Origin of the sequence: Pseudomonas sp. P5_109, from assembly GCF_034009455.1 — a bacterium.
GTDB lineage: Bacteria > Pseudomonadota > Gammaproteobacteria > Pseudomonadales > Pseudomonadaceae > Aquipseudomonas.
The window spans coordinates 1,235,876-1,253,952 of sequence record NZ_CP125380.1 but is presented as its reverse complement, the minus strand read 5'-3'; the positions used below and the strand labels follow the sequence as shown (position 1 = coordinate 1,253,952).

11 protein-coding genes are annotated in these 18,077 nt (G+C 59.9%); 5 read left to right on the top strand and 6 right to left on the bottom strand.

Annotated elements, in window-relative coordinates; all coding sequences use genetic code 11:
* Positions 1-1,620 carry an FMN-binding glutamate synthase family protein gene (locus QMK54_RS05465; protein ID WP_110660676.1) on the top strand — a complete coding sequence of 540 codons (1,620 nt, stop codon included), beginning with the start codon at positions 1-3 and terminating at the stop codon, positions 1,618-1,620.
* Between the two features lie 27 nt (positions 1,621-1,647).
* On the opposite strand, the gene QMK54_RS05460 is transcribed toward QMK54_RS05465, so the two are convergent.
* The 3 genes from QMK54_RS05460 to QMK54_RS05450 are packed head-to-tail and all read right to left on the bottom strand — an operon-like array spanning position 1,648 to position 4,470.
* A complete protein-coding gene (locus QMK54_RS05460) occupies positions 1,648-3,156 on the bottom strand; it encodes a glucosyltransferase domain-containing protein (protein ID WP_320402185.1) in 1,509 nt (502 codons plus the stop codon).
* Between the two features lies 1 nt (position 3,157).
* A complete protein-coding gene (locus QMK54_RS05455) occupies positions 3,158-4,099 on the bottom strand; it encodes a glycosyltransferase family 2 protein (protein ID WP_110660674.1) in 942 nt (313 codons plus the stop codon).
* Positions 4,096-4,470 (bottom strand): GtrA family protein, encoded by a 375-nt coding sequence (locus QMK54_RS05450; protein WP_110660673.1) that lies wholly within the window; start codon positions 4,468-4,470, stop codon positions 4,096-4,098. Before QMK54_RS05450 ends, QMK54_RS05455 begins: the two co-directional genes overlap by 4 nt.
* A 245-nt stretch (positions 4,471-4,715) precedes the next feature.
* Here QMK54_RS05450 and QMK54_RS05445 point away from each other — a divergent pair, with 245 nt between their 5' ends.
* Positions 4,716-5,840, top strand: coding sequence for an OpgC family protein (locus tag QMK54_RS05445; RefSeq protein ID WP_223595255.1), 1,125 nt, complete (start codon positions 4,716-4,718; stop codon positions 5,838-5,840).
* Positions 5,841-6,066: 226 nt separating this feature from the next.
* Here QMK54_RS05445 and QMK54_RS05440 read toward each other — a convergent pair whose 3' ends face one another.
* Positions 6,067-7,488, bottom strand: coding sequence for an amino acid permease (locus QMK54_RS05440; RefSeq protein ID WP_110662956.1), 1,422 nt, complete (start codon positions 7,486-7,488; stop codon positions 6,067-6,069).
* A 528-nt stretch (positions 7,489-8,016) separates the two neighbouring features.
* Here QMK54_RS05440 and QMK54_RS05435 point away from each other — a divergent pair.
* The 3 genes from QMK54_RS05435 (at position 8,017) to QMK54_RS05425 (ending at position 16,707) form a co-directional block, all read left to right on the top strand.
* Positions 8,017-8,475 (top strand): REP-associated tyrosine transposase, encoded by a 459-nt coding sequence (locus QMK54_RS05435; RefSeq protein ID WP_223595253.1) that lies wholly within the window; start codon positions 8,017-8,019, stop codon positions 8,473-8,475.
* A 288-nt stretch (positions 8,476-8,763) separates the two neighbouring features.
* Positions 8,764-11,886: a transglycosylase domain-containing protein gene (locus QMK54_RS05430; RefSeq protein ID WP_320402184.1), complete on the top strand. Its 3,123-nt coding sequence runs from the start codon at positions 8,764-8,766 to the stop codon at positions 11,884-11,886.
* Positions 11,887-12,057: 171 nt separating this feature from the next.
* On the top strand, positions 12,058-16,707 hold the full coding sequence (locus tag QMK54_RS05425; RefSeq protein ID WP_320402183.1) for a dermonecrotic toxin domain-containing protein: 4,650 nt from the start codon (positions 12,058-12,060) through the stop codon (positions 16,705-16,707).
* A 37-nt stretch (positions 16,708-16,744) separates the two neighbouring features.
* On the opposite strand, the gene QMK54_RS05420 is transcribed toward QMK54_RS05425, so the two are convergent.
* Positions 16,745-17,239, bottom strand: a complete 495-nt coding sequence (locus QMK54_RS05420) for a CS1 type fimbrial major subunit (protein ID WP_110660069.1) — start codon at positions 17,237-17,239, stop codon at positions 16,745-16,747.
* Positions 17,240-17,303: 64 nt separating this feature from the next.
* The gene (locus QMK54_RS05415) at positions 17,304-18,047 is read right to left on the bottom strand and encodes a molecular chaperone (RefSeq protein WP_110660070.1); all 744 of its coding nucleotides are present in this window, start codon (positions 18,045-18,047) and stop codon (positions 17,304-17,306) included.
* Between the last annotated feature and the right edge of the window lie 30 nt (positions 18,048-18,077).

Sequence of the window (18,077 nt, the reverse complement as noted above, 5' to 3'; positions counted from 1 at the left end):
ATGAGCCTGTCACTCCTGAGCCGCTACGCCTTCTTTGCCGTCTGCGTGATCTTCACCCTCGCCAGCCTGCCCTTTCTTCAATACGACTGGCTCTGGCCGATTACCGCTGTCACTGCCGTCCTCAGCCTGGTCGGCCTGTTCGACTTGCTGCAAAGTCCGCACGCAGTGCGGCGCAACTATCCCATCCTCGGCAATATCCGTTATCTGGTCGAAGGCATCCGCCCGGAAATCCGCCAGTACCTGCTCGAATCCGACAGCGACGCCCTGCCCTTCTCCCGCGCCCAGCGCTCGCTGGTCTATTCCCGAGCCAAGAACGAAACCGCCGACAAACCCTTCGGCACGCTGATTGACGTGTACCAGTCGGGGTTCGAATTCATCGGCCACTCCATGCGCCCGGCACCATTGAGCGACCCGAGCGGTTTCCGCGTCACCGTCGGCGGCCCGCAGTGCACCCAGCCGTATTCGGCGTCGGTGTTCAACATCTCGGCCATGAGTTTCGGTTCCCTCAGCGCCAACGCCATCCGCGCGCTGAACCAGGGCGCCAAGCTCGGCAATTTCGCCCATGACACCGGCGAAGGCAGCATCAGCCCCTATCACCGGGAAAACGGTGGCGACCTGACCTGGGAACTGGGCAGCGGTTACTTTGGCTGCCGCACCAGCGACGGACGCTTCGACCCGGAGCGCTTCGCGGCGCAAGCCCGGACGCCGCAGGTGCGGATGATCGAAATCAAGATGAGCCAGGGCGCCAAGCCCGGTCACGGCGGCATCCTGCCCAAGCACAAGGTCACCCGGGAAATCGCCGAAACCCGCGGCATCCTGATGGGCGAAGACTGCGTGTCACCGTCGCGCCACAGCGCGTTTTCCACGCCCATCGAAATGATGCATTTCATCGCACAACTGCGTGAACTGTCCGGCGGAAAACCGGTGGGCTTCAAATTCTGCCTCGGTCATCCGTGGGAATTCATGGGCATCGCCAAGGCCATGCTGGAGACCGGCATCCTCCCGGACTTCATCGTCGTTGACGGCAAGGAAGGCGGCACCGGCGCGGCGCCTGTGGAGTTCACCGACCACATCGGCGTGCCGATGCGCGAAGGCCTGCTGTTCGTGCACAACACCCTGGTGGGCCTGAACCTGCGGGACAAGATCAAGCTCGGCGCCAGCGGCAAGATCGTCAGCGCCTTCGACATCGCCAGCGTGCTCGCCATCGGTGCCGACTGGGCCAACTCGGCGCGCGGCTTCATGTTCGCCATCGGCTGCATCCAGTCGCAGAGCTGCCACACCAACAAATGCCCGACCGGCGTCGCCACCCAGGACACCCTGCGCCAGCGCGCGCTGGTGGTGCCGGACAAGGCCCAGCGCGTATTCAACTTCCACCGCAACACCCTCAAGGCCCTGGCGGAAATGCTCGCCGCCGCCGGCCTCGAACATCCGTCGCAGTTGTCGGCCAAGCACCTGGTGCGACGCATGTCGGCGACCGAGATCAAGCTGTTCTCGCAGTTGCACGTGTTCCTCAAGCCGGGGGAATTGCTGACCGGTGAAGTGAATGGCGAGTTCTACTCGCGGATGTGGCAGATGGCCCGGGCGGACAGTTTCGAGCCCCATGAAATAGAGGCCGCGTAACCTCGCCGCCCCGGTCGAAATGGCGTCTCACCAATGCAGCGTTTTGATCGGGGGCGGCTCTTTCATCACGATAAAACCGTAATCACCGATCAGGTAAATCCGGTAGTACTGGCTGTCCACCAGCGCCGGATAACCCTGATAGCCGACCCGCGTCGCATTGCGCCGCTCCCGCTCCGCCACCACATTGGTGATACCTGCTTTCGGCAGATTCTCCGCCAGCATGTAGAAGTCGATATTGAGCAGGTAGTGCAACACTGGCATCTGCTTGAACGAGCCGGCCGCCGCCGTTAACCAGTGGTCCGAATAGCTCACCGAAAGGTAAATCAGCCTGGCCTCGCGCAGCGCCTGACGGCTGGCGATGTCGTACGAAAGGCTGGCCAGCGCCGTGGACGCGAAAGTTTTCTGCATCGTCAGCACCCGGCCATAGGCGAACGACAACGACAGCATCGCCAGCAACGGAATGATCAACAACAGTGGCAGTCGCTCATGGATCGACGCCAACGCCAGATGACTCAAATAAAACAGCAACACCAGCAGCACAGCGAAGCCCATCAAGGTTCGGGCGCCCTCGTTGAAGTCACGGAAAAACAGCGCGACACCGGACACCAGCAGCATCACCATCGGCACGGCCAGCAAACACATCAGGCCGATCAACAGTTTCTTCGGCGCGCTGTCCTGGCGCGCCGCTACGCGCCCTCCCAACTGCACCGCCCCGACCAACGCAAACAGCAGCAACCCGCCGAACACCCAGAGCCATCCGCCATGGAACAGCAGCACGACTTTTTCCAGGACCCGGCCGATGTTGATCTCGATCTGCAACAAGGGGTCGCCCGCCCAATCGAGCAGCAATGTGCGATTCGAGCCCATGAACGGATAAGCACTGATGCTGTAGATGAACCCGCCGAGGATCACCTGCGCGGCTTTCCAGGCCAGCAAGTCGCGCCACGGCAACGGCGACGTCTTATCGTTGGCGGCCCTGAGCAACTCCAGGCAACACAGGCCCAGGAACACATTCAGGCTGATCTGATACAAGCCCAGCGCCAGTGCAATCAGGAACGCGGGCACCAGCCATTGCACGCTGCGCCACGGATGACGAAAGGTAATGGCGTAGATCACCGCGACCAGGCTCAGGGTCGTAGCGGGTCCGTCGTATTGGTAGGACAGGTTCTGCAAAAAGAACGGGTTGTACCAGAGCGGCAATACCACCAGGCAACTGCCGATGGTCGGCCGGGGACAGTAATGGAATGCCAGACTGGTCAGCGCCGATGCCATGGCCAGCGTGGCGATCAACAAGGGCAAGGGAAAGACGTTCGGTGCGGCATGGCTGAAGGTCAACGCGTTGTAGAACAGCTGGGCAAAGAGCCGTCCCTGCTCGGACCAGGCCAAGCCCGCCGCCAGCGAGCGCCAGTTGTCATCGATGTAGGGATAGTCCGCGAGGATCAACGGCAGGACAAACAAGAAGGTCGCGAACAGAAAAAACCGCCAGACCTGATGCCGGCTGAGCTCGCGAACGAAGAAGTCGCTGAGCCGGCCCATGCTAGCGCCTGCCCCGGTCTTTGCCACCGACGATGTCCTTGATCACATAACGCGGCCGGTGCTTGGCCTCGATGTAGATGCGCCCGATGTACTCGCCGAGGATGCCGATGCCGATCAGCTGCACGCCGCCGAGAAACAGGATCGCGGTCATCAGCGACGGATAACCGGGGACGCTGTTGCCGAAGAAAATCTTGTCCAGCACCATGTACACCGCGTAAAGCACCGCGAAAATCGAAAGGCCGCCACCGACGTAGGTCCACAAGCGCAGCGGCACGGTGCTGAACGAGGTCACGCCCTCCAGTGCCAGGTTCCACAGCTTCCAGCCATTGAACTTGCTGTTCCCCGCCACCCTGCCTGCCCGTTCGAATTCCACCACCACGGTGTTGAAACCTGCCCACGACAACACACCTTTCATGAACAACTGATGCTCGGGCAGGGAGCGGATCACGTCGACCACCTTGCGATCCATCAGCCGGAAGTCGCCGACGTTTTCCTCGATGCGGGTGTAGGCGATGCGATTGAGCACATGGTAGAAAATCGACGCGCTGTGGCGCCTGAGGTAGCCGTCGACATCCCGATTGCGGCGCTTGGCGAGTACCACATCGGCGCCCTTTTGCCATTGCTCGACCAATAACGGGATGACACTGATCGGATCCTGCAGATCGACATCCATGGGAATCACGGCATCGCCGCTGGCGTGCTCCAGGCCGGCAAACAGCGCCGGTTCCTTGCCGAAGTTGCGCGAGAAATTGATCAGCATGACCTGATCATCCGCCTGGGCCAGTGCCGTAGCCTGTTCGGCCGTGCGGTCGGAGCTGCCGTCGTTGATGAAGACGATTTCAACCTCGGCGTCGCGCAGCACCAGCTCGCGGCGCACGGCCTGGTAAAACAGGTTGATTGACTGCTCTTCGTTGAACACCGGGACAATGAGCGAGATTTTCATTGATCACGCTCGCGAAACACCAGGTATTTGCAATACAGGAATCCGAACACCAGGCTCAACGCTGAAAACAGGGCTACGGTGAGCAAGCCGTGCAATCGCCAGATGTCGCCCAGATGGCCGACACCCAGGCTCAACGCCCCCATGCCCGAAACAAACAGCAGATATCCGCCGACCGAGGCACTGGCGGCGAAGGTAAATTGCGCGTTCATGTAGAAGGAAAACGACGCTGCCACGCAGAAGGCCGCCAGGTTGCTGAGCGCCTGACTGAGGCCGGCCGCCACGCTCAGCAGGAAAAAGACCTGCCAGTGGATCAGGGTGTTGGCGACCCCGATCACCGTGTAACTGGACAGCCCCTTCCACAACAGTCTCATGTGAGGCTCCCGTTTCAAGAACGTTGTACTTGTTAGTATTTGAGCCTGTCTACTGTCAGAAATCGCAGGTTGAAGGACCTTTCAGACCAGCGGTTAAGCCTTCAGGCAACACCCGAGACATCCGGTAATATCCCGGTTTTGCAATTGCCCGCGAATCAGTCCACCCTGCGCCCCGCCGCTTGGGCGCGCGACCTTCTGCACCCGCGGCCAATCCTATTTTCACCCGCTGTTACGAGCCTGCTGTCATGACGTTAGCGCGCGATCACCGGATCGACTTTTTTCGTGGTCTGGCACTGATCTTCATCTTTTGGGATCACGTGCCTCACAATCCTTTGGGGCAAATCACCCTGCGTAACTTCGGTTTCAGCGATGCTGCCGAAGTTTTCGTGTTTCTGGCCGGTTACGCGGCGGTGCTGGCGTACGGCAAAGTCCTGGCACGTGAAGGCTTTCTGATCGCCTGCGTGAAAATCCTGCGCCGCGCCTGGGTGCTCTACGTGGTGCATATCTTCCTGCTGGCGATGCTGATGGGCATTGTGTTTTTCGCCAACAGCCACGTGGAAACACGGGATCTAGTAGAAGAAATGGGCATGCACCACTTCATCAGCAACCCTCAGCAGGCCCTGATCGATGAACTGCTGTTGCGCTTCAAGCCAAACCTGATGGACCCATTGCCGCTGTACATCGTGCTGTTGGCCGGCTTGCCCTTGGTGTTGCCGATACTGGTGCGCAAGGCCTGGGTGGTGGTCGCGATGTCAGTGGCGCTGTATCTGATGGTGCCTCTGGCTGGCTGGAACTTGGCGGCCATCAAGGACGGCGTGTGGTATTTCAACCCGGTTGCCTGGCAGTTGCTGTTCGTACTCGGCGGCGCCGCTGCGATTCACAGCCAGCGCCCGCGCGTGCCCGGACCCCGCCCACTGCTGCGCCAGCCGTTGTTTGTCGGTGCAGCGCTGTATGTGGTGGCCGCGGGGGTGTTGACCGTCCTGTGGCGCTGGCCGGACCTACACGATGCGATGGTGCCGGCGAGCTTGCAGAACGTCCTGTACCCCATCAGCAAGACCAACCTGTCCCCCGTGCGCCTGCTGCATTTTCTCGCCCTGGCCTACGTCACGGCGAAACTGATTCCCGACAGCGGATGGACGCAAAACTGGCTGGCGCAGCAAAGTTGCCGTATGGGTCGTTTCTCGCTGGAGATTTTCTGTCTGGGCGTGCTGCTGGCACCCTTGGCGGACATGGTCAATGCGCTGACCGACGACGCTTTTGCCATGCAGATCTTCACAGCGATGGTGGGTGCCGGGTTGATGGCGTTGCTGGCGGCATGGCTGGAGTTCAACAAGCGGTTGACCCGAGCGACGCAGACGACAACTGCTTAACTGATCCCTGTGGCGAGGGGGCTTGCCCCCGTTCGGCTGCGCAGCAGTCGCAAAACAGGTAAAACGCGGTGTGCCAGACGATCAACCGTCACAGTTTTTAGCGCCGCTTCGCAGCGCAACAGGGGCAAGCCCCCTCGCCACAAAAACACCCGGCCATAGTTAATTGTCTATCAACAAAAAGCCCCGATCAATTCGACCGGGGCTTTTGCTTTTCAAGCGTTACAACTTACGAAACCGAACGCGTCGCACCTTGCGAAACATTCGTCGGTTGCAGCTTGAACACATAGAACAGCACCGTCAGCAGCACCAGGAACGCAGGCCCCACATACAGCGCCACACGGGTGTCCGGGAAGTACGCCATCAGGCCGACCACCAGCACCAGGAACGCCAGCGCCAGGTACGAGCTGACCGGATACAGCCACATGCGGTACTTCAGCCCTGCTCGCTCGCTGGCGCTCAGGCCTTTGCGGAACTTGAGCTGGGCCAGCAGGATCATCACCCAGGTCCAGATTGCGCCGAAGGTGGCAATCGCCGTCACCCAGACAAAGACCTTTTCCGGCACCAGATAGTTGAGCAACACGCCCAGCAGCAAGGCGCCAATCGACAGCAGCAGCGCACGCCGCGGCACACCGTTGCTCGACGTTTTGGCGAAACCCGCCGGGGCCTGGCCGTTCTGCGCCAGGCTGTAGAGCATGCGCCCGGTGCTGAAGATCCCGCCGTTGCAGGACGACAGCGCAGCGGTGATCACCACGAAGTTGATGATGCCGGCGGCGGTCTTGATGCCCAGACGTTCGAAGGTCATCACGAACGGACTGCCCTGGGTACCGATTTCGTTCCACGGGTAGATCGACAAGATCACGAACAACGCGCCGACGTAGAACAGCAGAATCCGCCAGAACACCGAGCCGATGGCGTTGGGGATGGTTTTCTGCGGGTTCTTCGCCTCACCGGCGGTCAGGCCGATCATCTCCACGCCGAGGTAGGCGAACATCACCATTTGCAGGGACATCAACACGCCTTGCATGCCGTTGGGCATGAAGCCGCCGTGGGTCCACAGGTTGGAAATCCCCAGGGCCACGCCGTCGTTGCCGAAACCGAAAGCGATAATGCCGATGCCGCCAAACACCATCGCAACGATGGTGACGATCTTGATCAGGGCAAACCAGAACTCGAATTCGCCGAAGGCCTTGACTGCGATCAGGTTGATCGAGCCCATGCTGATCAACGCAGCGAGCGCCCAGATCCAGCGCGGGACATCGGGAAACCAGATGCCCATGTAGACCGCCACGGCAGTGATTTCCGCGACGCAGGTCACCAGCCACAGGAACCAGTAGTTCCAGCCGGTCAGGAAGCCCGCCAACGGGCCGAGGTAGTCTTGGGCGTAACGGCTGAACGAGCCGGCGACCGGGTTATGCACAGCCATCTCGCCGAGGGCGCGCATGATCACCAGGATCGCCAGACCGCCGATGATGTAAGACAGCATGATGGCCGGACCGGCCATTTCGATGGCCTTGGCCGAGCCCAGGAACAGGCCGACGCCGATACAGGCACCGAGTGCCATCAGGCGAATATGCCGCTCGCCGAGTTCACGTTTAAGCGGACCGCCCTGAGCGGTCTCGCCTTGGGGCAGGTGATTGCCTACGGGCATGGGGGACAACCTCGTCTTGTTATTGGATATGACCACCGAGTGGCGAAGCGCAGACCGATAAGCCATCACTTCCCGAACCGGCCCGCCTCGTGGGCAACGCCGCCTTGTAGGAAAAACCTGCAAGATCAGTGGGAAAAGCGGCGCCGAGTATTGCACAACAATGGTGCATCGTCATGCCCCTGCCAAAGCCGTATTTACCCTAAAAAAGGCTCTAGTTCGGTCATTACAGACCGCCACCACGCTTCAGCCGCAGCAACACCTGTGGCGAGGGGGCTTGCCCCCGTTGCGCTGCGAAGCGGCGCTAAAACCTGCGACTGGTGGTTGTCTGGCACGCCGCAGTTTCCTGTTTTACGACTGCTTCGCAGCCGAACGGGGGCAAGCCCCCTCGCCACAAAAACAACAAAAGCCTTCTCATGCCGTTATTCCTTCACAGGTATCAGAGTTTTCACTCAACACAAGCAGAGCTGCCCTGGACAACCGGGTACTAGCCTTGAATGTGCAATTGAAAACCTCAAGGGAAGCAATGGAATGCCAACTCAGCCCAACTCCCATCGCTTGCGTCTGGGCCGATACTCCGAGAGCGGCCGGGCCTATCTGATCACCGCCGTTGTTCATGATCGCCAACCGGTCTTTTCGGATTGGCATTTGGGACGTTTGCTTGTTGCAGAACTGCGCAGGGCGCATGAGTCCAACGCAGTGAGTTCCTTTGCTTGGGTGGTCATGCCCGATCACTTTCATTGGTTGATGCAGTTGGAGGAAGGCAATCTTGGACATGTCATCGGAGCCATCAAGTCACGTTGCACCCGCACACTGAATGAAGTCACCGGCCGCCATGGCCCACTCTGGCAAACCGGCTACCACGACCGGGCCATTCGCGACGGAGAAGATCTCCTGCCGTTTGCTCGCTACATTGTTGCCAATCCACTCAGGGCAGGGCTTGTAGATAAAATTGGCGACTATCCGCTCTGGGATGCGTGCTGGCTGTAAACAGACGCCCATACGCCAAACACTTTGTGGCGAGGGGGCTTGCCCCCATTGCGCTGCGAAGCGGCGCTAAAACCTGCGACTGGTGATTGTCTGACACACCGTGTTTACCTGTTTTACGACTGCTGCGCAGCCGAACGGGGGCAAGCCCCCTCGCCACAATGGTTCCATTTGGCCTACTTATTGGTGTGTCCGTGCATCATTCTGCCCTGCACATTTTTTTCACCCTCGCCAACCACCGTCTAAGCTTCAGTCAAGTCCGATCAATCTGCGTGAATGGATCAGTCGACTATGGGCGCTTTGTGGCAAACCGATTCGAGTAAAACCGTGGTCCCGACTGAAGGTGTGGATGAAGCGCCGTTACCTGAAAAACCCCGTCGTTCCAGGCACGGGTGGGGAGCGTTCTGGCTATTGCTGTTGATCATCGCGATTGTCGTGGGGTTGGCGGCTGCGAGGGAAATGCGTACCTCCAGGTTCCAGGCCCGGGAAGTCAGCAAATACGCCGCGTCATTGAACTATGAGCTCAAACCCGGGCCCAGCGATGCGATTCGCTATCCGGGCGATGGTCCGTTCGATCGGCGCCTGGGCTACAGCTCGCTGGATGAGTTCCTGCCGCGCCTGATCAAGCGCGATTTCGTCGTTGAGGCGCAAACGCGCTTTTCCCCGGAGCTGTTGAAGTACAGCGACAAGGGCCTGTTCGTGCCTTATGCCGAGAAAATCCAGGCCGGGCTGTCGATCACCGATTGCCGCGCAGCACCGCTGTACCAGTACAACTACCCGCAGCAGCTTTATTCGACCTTTGCCTCGATCCCGCCGGTGGTGGTCAACAGCCTGCTGTTTATCGAGAACCGCTTCCTGCTCGACCCCAAGCAACCGCTGGCCAACCCGGCGGTGGACTGGCCACGATTCGGCATGGCGGCGTGGTCGCAGGTGGCCAAGTTGTTGCACGTGCCCGGCCAATCCGCCGGTGGCAGTACCCTGGCCACGCAACTGGAGAAGTACCGGCATTCCCCCGATGGCTTGACGGTCAATGGCGCGGAAAAAATTCGCCAGATGATTTCCGCCACCGTGCGCGCCTATCAGGCCGGGCCACAAACCCTCGAAGCCCGGCAGAACGTGGTTCGCGACTACCTCAACAGCGTGCCGCTGTCGGCTGTACCGGGCCATGGTGAAGTGCATGGCATGGCTGAGGGCTTGCGCGTCTGGTATGGATCCGATTTCAACCAGGCCAACGCCGCCCTGACCAGCACTGCGACGGATCCAAAAACCATGGCGGAAAAAGGCCTGGCCCTGCGTGAAATGCTGTCGCTGATGATCGCCCAGCGCCGCCCTTCTCACTACCTGACCAAGGGTCACGATGAACTGGCCGACCTCACCGACAGTCATATTCGCCTGCTGGCGCAAAACAATGTGATCGACGCGCCATTCGCCGCCGCCGCGCTGGCCAGCAAAGTGGCCTACCGCGACTGGGCCACCCAGCCGACCATTCAACCGATCGAAACCAACAAAGGCATCAGTGTCGCGCGCAGCCGTCTGGCCGGCATGCTCAATCGCCCGCTGTACGACCTCGACCGCCTCGACCTGTCCGCCACCAGCACCCTGCAAGGCGAGTTGCAAACCGAGGCCACCGAGTACCTGAAAAAACTCGCCGACCCGGCTTTTGCCACGCAGATCGGCCTGATCGGCGAACGCCTCCTGACCACCACCAGCACCACCCAGGTACGCTACAGCTTCACCTTGTTCGAACTGACCCCGGACGGCTCGCGGGTTCGGGTGCAGACCGACAGCACCGACCAGCCATTCGATATCAACGAAGGCAGCAAACTGGAACTGGGCTCCACCGCGAAAATGCGCGTGCTGACCACCTACCTGCAAATCATCTCCGAACTGCACGACAAATACGCCGGCATGACCGTTCCCGAACTGAAGAAAGTCGACGTGCCGGATCAGGACCGCTTGAGCCGCTGGGCCGTCGATTACCTGATCGAAAACAAAGACCGCGACCTGCAAAAAATGCTCGGCGCCGCCCTGGACCGCAAATACTCCGCCAGCCCCGGCGAGGCGTTTTTCACAGGTGGCGGCCTGCATGTGTTCCATAACTTCCGCAAAGAGGACAACGGCCGGATACCGACCCTGCGCGATGCCCTGCGCGAGTCGATCAACCTGCCGTTCATTCGCCTGATGCGTGACCTGGTGCGCTATACCACCTACTCCGGCCCGAACAACCGTGCCGAACTGTTCCTCGACGACCGCGACCCGCGACGCCAGGAATACCTGGCCTCGTTCGCCGACCGCGAAGGGACTTCGTTCCTGCTCAAGTTCTGGAAGAAGTACCGGAACAAGGACACCCAGGAACGGCTCGACACCTTCCTTGACAGCATGCGTCCGACGCCGATCCGCATGGCCGCCGTCCATCGCTACCTGCTGCCACAGGCCAGCCAGGAAAGCTTCAATACCTTCGTGCGCTCGCACCTCAAGGGCGCCAAGCTCACGGAAAAACTCACTGACGAGCGCCTGATAAGGCTCTACGAGGCCTACAGCCCCGGTGCCTACGACTTGCCGGACCAGGGCTTCATCGCCAAGGTTCACCCACTGGACCTGTGGCTGATGGGCTACCTGCTCAACCACCCCGACGCCGAGTGGAGCGACATCGTCAAAGCCAGCCAGTTCGAGCGCCAGGAGGTCTACAGCTGGCTGTTCAAAAGCAGGCACAAGGGCGCCCGTGACAGTCGCATCCGCACCATGCTGGAAATCGAGGCGTTCCTCGACATCCACCAGCGCTGGCAGAAAGTCGGCTATCCGTTCGATCACCTGGTGCCGTCACTGGCCACTGCCATCGGCAGCTCCGGCGACCGCCCGGCAGCCCTGGCGGAATTGATCGGCACCATCCTCAACGATGGCGTGCGCATGCCGACCCTGCGCATCGACAGCCTGCATTTCGCTGCGAACACCCCGTATGAAACCCAACTGATCAACGACCCGGACGTCGGCAAACGGGTGATGCCGTCCGAGGTAGCGACGGCCATGCGCGAAGCCCTTTCGCAAGTGGTGGATGCCGGTACGGCCAAACGTGTGGCCGGCAGCTTCAAACTGCCCGACGGTACTCCGTTGGCCATGGGTGGCAAGACCGGTACTGGCGACAACCGTATCGAAGCCATAGGCTCGGGCGGACGAATCCTCAGTTCGAAATCCCTCAACCGCACGGCCACGTTTGTGTTCTATATCGGCGACACCCACTTCGGCACACTGACCGCTTTCGTGCCGGGCCGCTCGGCGGAGAGCTTCACCTTCACCTCGGCGTTGCCGGTGCAGGTGCTCAAGGGCATGGCCCCGATCCTGACGCCGTACCTGCAACCAGGCACCCACACCATGTGCCAGCCAACCTCGGTAACCGAGGCAACCGTTCGCCGCTAGCCGCGGATCGGCACCGATGTCCGCGTGGCGGTAAACATGTATTTTTCACTCCTGTTTTTTGCCGGGTTCGGGACGATATAGACGTCATTCCGAACCTGTTTTTGCGCTTTTTTTACCTAAGGTACCTGCCTAGTCTGATCGCTCCATCCATGATCAACGGACGATCAAACCATGCACCACACGCACCGGACTTCAGACTCGCTCGCCAACGACCCGACGGATCAAAGCGTCCATTTCGACCTGGTCAGGCAGGCCATCCCTTCCTGGCTGGCAGAAGCATCACTGTCTCGCATCACTGCGCTGAAGAATGATCGCGTGACCCTTCCCGCCTGGCAGCTGGACGCTGCACAGGCGCTACGGGAACGCTTGAAAAAGGACGTCAAACTCGGCTGGACCGCGCAAAACGATGTCGACCGGGCCCTGAGCGAATTGCAGGATGTCTACGCCTTCGCCAAACCCTTGTTGCAACAGGCGCTGAAGGACCGCTTCGGTGTCGAAGATGACGTCGAAGAGACCTGGTTGCGGCTGTATGCACCGGCAAAAACCTCATGGTGGGTGCATGACTTTTCCGCAGGCACCACCAGCCGCACCGTCTCGCTGCTGGATGCCGCCCTGCACAATTTTTCCCGCGACGAGGCATTCACCCAGGACTCGGAGTTCATCACCCGCCCCAACGCCCGTGGGCACTTCGGCGTAGTAAAGCTCAAGCACAAGCTGAGCATCGAGCAGTTCAAATCGTTGTGCCGCGAACTGGATATCGGCGCCCGCTACCAACAACACCTGAACGAATTTCTGCTGTCGGACAACCCGGTGGCCGACACCGTCCTGCGCCACAAGGTCACCCTCAGTCACAAGACCGCGCTCAACATCGCGGCGCACATGGCGCTGATGAAAAAGGACATCGACCAGGAGGCCCATGACGTCGTGCAAGGCATGCTCGACGATCGCTCAAAGTTGCAATGGCGCGGGCAGCCCGTCAGCTATTACAACCTGTCGATGATGGACACGCGCCTGGTTGGCATTGTGCTGATTGCCCCCGATCTGGACACAGCCACAAGTACCGTACCGGTCATCGCCTATGTTCCCCATGACCCGGAGCATCCGCTCAAGCGATACCCGTCGATACTCGATTTCATGGCGGAGCTCACACGCCAGCTGCGCGACGGCACCTCCAGCAAAAGTTATCAACAGTACTTCAGCCAATTCGTGCCCCATCAGCAACGCGGCCTTTTTTTTGCCGGACTGAATGACCGCCTGAGCAATATCAAATGGCAACCGGTCCCACCTGGCTCCAGCTTGCCCACTTGGCGTGAAACACCCGTGGCCAACCCCGACTTGAAATTCAGCCTGTCGAACGTCAAGACCGACAAGGAAACCACGTTCAAGAAGGATCTTTGGGGCTACTACTACCAACAGAAGCTCAACAAGATTCTCAACGATGCGCGGGAAATCGCGATTTCCACCGACTACGCCGACCGCATGGCCCGCTGGGCCTGGTGGGATAACCTGGAAAAAATGCTGGCGGACATTCTCAACGTCGCGCTGCTGGTGGCGACGCCGTTTGTGCCAGGCCTGGGCGAACTGATGCTGGCCTACACCGCCTATCAACTGACGGACGAAGTGGTCGAGGGTATCGTCGATCTGGCCGAGGGCCATTTTGCCGAGTTTGCAGAACAAGTCATCAGCGTGCTGGAAAGCGTCGTCCAACTGGGCGCATTTGCGGCGGGTGGCGCAATCGGTAATGTCGCGCGAGCGAAACTCTCACCGTTCTTCGAGGGGCTGAAACCGGTGCAATTGGCAAACGGTGAGACGCGTTTGTGGAACCCTGACCTGACCCCGTACCAGCGACCCGATGTAGTTCTTGCGGCTGACGCCCAGCCGGATGGACAAGGTATTTACCAGCATCAAGGCCGGCGCATCTTGCGCCTGGACGATCAACACTTCGAAGTGCTGGACGACCCGGTCACAGGGCAACAGCGCATCCGCCATCCGCAGCGGTTCGATGCCTATGCACCGACACTGCGTCACAATGATCAGGGTGCCTGGGTCTGTGAAACGGAAAACCCGCGCGAGTGGGAAGGTTCGACATTGATGAGGCGCATTGGTCATACAACCGATGCCTTCAGCGACACGCAACTGGAGCAGATCCGTCAGATCAGCGGTACCGAAGAAGCCGAGCTGCGCCGGATGCACATCGAGCACGCCCCGCCCCCCCCCCTGCTGACCGACACCCTGCAACGCCTGGGGGCACCGGTGAATCCGCCTCCTGCGCTGCCCCCGGAAATGGCCGCACTTTTCAGCGGCTATCCCGAATTGCCTGAAACCGTCGCGCAAAAGATCTTCGCCGGTGCCACCCCGTCGGAGCGCCAGCAAATGACCCGGCACAAGCGCCTGCCCTTGCGCCTGAAAAGCCAGGCCCGGGAGCTTCAGTTCGAGACCCAGGCGGTCCGCGCCGCCCACGGCCTGTACGACGACGCGTTGGTCAGCGGCGATACCGAACGCCTGGTGCTGGGCACCTTGCGCATGCAAACCGATATCTTCGGCAAGCTGCGCATCGAAATCCGCCAGGGCACGTTCGACGGCGAACTGCGCTGCAGCGCCGGACCCGAGGATGCAACACAAGTACGGGTCATGGTTCGCGACGAATCCGGAAAATATGCAGTGCGTGACGCCGAGGACCGTCAGATCCATGCAGCCGATGATCTTCTTCCCGCGCTGCTCCAGGCCATGGGCGGGGATGGACTGAGAGCGTTGGGATATCGACCGGGCGATACCGGGCTCTTCAAGCAATGGGTCATTGCCAAGATCGAGACGCCGGGCGAGCGCCGGACAGTTCTGGCCACGCCACCGATTCGTACCGTGGCCGAGCATGAGACCGTGCTGTTGGTGCGCGGTGCCGGGACCAGCCGTTCAGGCGCGACACTGCACGAACGGATTCAAGACCTGCATCCACATTTCAGCGAAAACGAGGTAGACATTTTTGCCCAGGCCCTGATCGAAAAGGGCGAGCCGATGAAACTTCTCGACGAACAGGAAAAAGACCTCGACGAACTACGCCGGACTGTCGAACTCTGGGAGCATCAATTCGCCGGGCTGGATGCCGATAATCCGATGCCGCTACGCGGCACGCGCCTGCACATTGCAGAGCGCCTGCTTGAGTGTTTCGAGCGAAAGAACAGTGAACTCGGCAACCGTGCCAATCCGGATGGCTATGCGCTGGATCTGTCACGGGAGCTTTCATCCGTGGATCTGGAAGCCTCATGGCCAAAACGACCGGAGCTGAAAAAATTCCTGGATAAAGTGACGGTACTGAAGCTCGACAACACGCGCTTCAAGGCAACGCCGGATGGCTTGCTGCAAGACTTCCCCAATCTGCGCGAACTCAGCGCCCGGCGTTGCGAGCTGAAGACGCTACCCGACAGGATCGGCGCCATGCAGCGGCTGGAACGCCTGCAGTTGAGCGACAATGCCATTGTGCTTGATGCCGATGCAGTCCAGCGCCTCAAGCCACTGACCTATCTGGAAATACTCAGGCTCGATAACAACCCCTTGGCGATGGCGCCGGACATTGGGCGCATGCCCAGGCTCAAGCTTGTGGCCTTGAAAAACACCGGCCTGACCACCTGGCCCGACGGCACCCTGGGCAAAACCCGACCAAGGGGTTTTCTCCTGGACCTGCGGGACAATCCTCTCGGCGTTATTCCCGAGGTAGTGCCCGGCAGACCGCAGGCCTGGGTCATTGCCCGAACCCGACTCAACGTCGGTGATTTGTCAGAGACGAACCAACTGCAATACCAGGATATTCGTCACTCAGTGGGATTGCCTCCCGAGCCTCTGGTGATTTCTATCCCGGCGAATTACGGGGCCACTGCCAACGATTGGGCCAATGTACCGGGGTTGGGAGTAGAACGGATCAGCACTTTCCAGGAACTGTCCGACGACCCCCGGTCCCATGCGTTTATCGAAGTCCTGATCAACCAGGAACACTCGTCTGACTCTGTCGCTGGTGGCCCTGCTCGCCAGCAATTGGTACAGCGCATGGCACGCATGCTCGATGCCGTGCATATCGACACTCAGCTGCGCGAGCAGCTCTACACCATGGCCATCGCCCCCGTCGATTGCGCCGATGCCGGCGCGCAATTGTTCAACAGCATGGGCATTCGCGTACTCGCCTCCGAGGCCTATTCATTCACCACTGACCGTGCAGCGCTTCAGCGCAAACTGGTGACCCTGGCCAAAGGTGCCGCACGACTGGATCACGTCAACGAAGTTGCCCGGGCCGATGTCGCCAGTCGTGGCGGCAACCCTGATGACGTTGAAGTCTACCTGGCGTACCAGACCGGTCTCGCCTCGCGATTGAACTTGCCGTGGCAATCGCAAGGCATGTTGTACCGACCGGTTGCCGGCGTAACTGACGCCATGATTGATCAGGCGTACGACACGGCTCTGGCCTTGGGTGAAGGCGATGGCCTGATCAACACGATGCTTGAACAGGATTTCTGGGAGCACTACTTGCGTGAAACCTGGCCGACTGAAAAGGAGGCGAACAAACGACTGTACCAGAGCAAATACGAGAAACTGGAGACCCTGCGTACAATCCAGCTTCAGTGGCTCGAGGCGACGCAGGACGTTCGCAAAGCCGACCTGCGCAACCAGCTCAAGGTACTCATGAACGATCTGCCGGTGCTGCCCACGGTAGTGTTTGCCGATGAGCCGATCAGCGAAGCAAGCTTCGACCGAATGCTCGTCGACCTCGGTAACAACGAAAAAGAACTGGCGAGACGCCTGACCCGAGAGGCCCTGCGCAAAGCTGGCCAATAATGGCCAAAGGCAGCCTGACCCATCAGGCTGCCGCACATCAAGGCGCTGCCGCGATGAATATCACTCGCACATTGCCGTAATAAACACCTGGTTTGTATCCGCCGGCGGGCACTTTCGGCTGGATCTCCAGCGGGAAGCGTCCACCGGCCCTGGCCTGGGCTGCCGATACCACTTCGCGCGGTTGCGGATCATGGCTCAACTCCAGGCCATTGAAACTGACGCGCAAAGAGATGTTCTGCTCGTCGCGCCCGTTGGACAAATAGGGTTCGGCTTCCAGCCGTGCCTCGATCGCGCTGGAGTCATGCTTGACGTCGAAGTTCTTGCGCATCCCCTCCAGGGTTTTGCTGTGAATGTTCCATGGTAATATCTGTTCGCGATGTATCCAGTCCGTTTCGGCCGGGATCACGTAAAACCCCAGTGTCGGAATGTCCACCGAGACATAGAACCGGTGTTCTTCCCGCGCCGCGAACGCCAGGGAACCCGCCAGCGCCATCACGCCAGCGCACATGCCGATGGCTGATTGCTTGATCATGTCTGCTACCTGCTACGTCAAAAACAAAATCGCGAGCAAGCACATGCCACTCGCCCCTGCGCTGTTACTGGCTGGCAATGCGCAACGCTTTTTTCGACGCGCCCTCGACCAGATTGAAACGGTACTCACGACCGGGTTTCTTTTCGAATTCGAAGGTTTTTCCCGCCAGAACGTGATGCTTGGTGACCGGCTCACACTCGGTTTCGTTTTTCAGCGAGCAGTTGCGAAACTCATCGATCAGCACCACGGTGTTGCCGTTGTTACGCAAGCGGTAAACACTGGCGCTGTCATCGATTACGCTGTCGAAGCGGCTGTTTTTCGGACGTACGAAAAACACCGTACCGAAACCGGTCATGACGTTGACCCCCGCCGACAAGTTCTCTTTGTAGGCTTCGCGCTCTTCACTCGACACGGCGAACTCGTCTTCTTTCTCCGGCACCACCGGCACGAAACGCACGCGAAAATAACGCTCGGTGTCACGGTCGCCCATGTGTAACAGGCGCGTGCCCTGCATGCCCTTGGCCGGCACGATCAGTCGCGCGGGGCTGGCCATCAAGCCATCCCGGCCACTACCGTCCGCTTGCGTCCTGACCGGTATTTCCTGGTGACCACCCTCGGCGTCGTAAACGATTTCGAGGATGTTGACCTTGACGAACGCCGTGCTGTCACCGCTGTTGAACACGCGCTTGAGGTAGGTGCTCTTCTCCCCGTCCAGATAGTCATACACCGTGCCGACGTTAATCTGCGGTCCGGCCGAAATGGCCAGGGAAAAACCGCTCAAACCCATCAACAGCAACAAACGCTTCATATCCATGAACCTCTTCACATTGAACAAAAC

Bases quoted from the DNA above. Each gene is read 5' to 3' on its own strand.
- QMK54_RS05445 (WP_223595255.1), top strand. From the start codon at position 4,716: ATGACGTTAGCGCGCGATCACCGGATCGACTTTTTTCGTGGTCTGGCA.
- QMK54_RS05440 (WP_110662956.1), bottom strand. From the start codon at position 7,488: ATGCCCGTAGGCAATCACCTGCCCCAAGGCGAGACCGCTCAGGGCGGT.
- QMK54_RS05430 (WP_320402184.1), top strand. From the start codon at position 8,764: ATGGGCGCTTTGTGGCAAACCGATTCGAGTAAAACCGTGGTCCCGACT.
- QMK54_RS05435 (WP_223595253.1), top strand. From the start codon at position 8,017: ATGCCAACTCAGCCCAACTCCCATCGCTTGCGTCTGGGCCGATACTCC.
- QMK54_RS05450 (WP_110660673.1), bottom strand. From the start codon at position 4,470: ATGAGACTGTTGTGGAAGGGGCTGTCCAGTTACACGGTGATCGGGGTC.
- QMK54_RS05460 (WP_320402185.1), bottom strand. From the start codon at position 3,156: ATGGGCCGGCTCAGCGACTTCTTCGTTCGCGAGCTCAGCCGGCATCAG.
- QMK54_RS05425 (WP_320402183.1), top strand. From the start codon at position 12,058: ATGCACCACACGCACCGGACTTCAGACTCGCTCGCCAACGACCCGACG.
- QMK54_RS05465 (WP_110660676.1), top strand. From the start codon at position 1: ATGAGCCTGTCACTCCTGAGCCGCTACGCCTTCTTTGCCGTCTGCGTG.
- QMK54_RS05420 (WP_110660069.1), bottom strand. From the start codon at position 17,239: ATGATCAAGCAATCAGCCATCGGCATGTGCGCTGGCGTGATGGCGCTG.
- QMK54_RS05415 (WP_110660070.1), bottom strand. From the start codon at position 18,047: ATGAAGCGTTTGTTGCTGTTGATGGGTTTGAGCGGTTTTTCCCTGGCC.
- QMK54_RS05455 (WP_110660674.1), bottom strand. From the start codon at position 4,099: ATGAAAATCTCGCTCATTGTCCCGGTGTTCAACGAAGAGCAGTCAATC.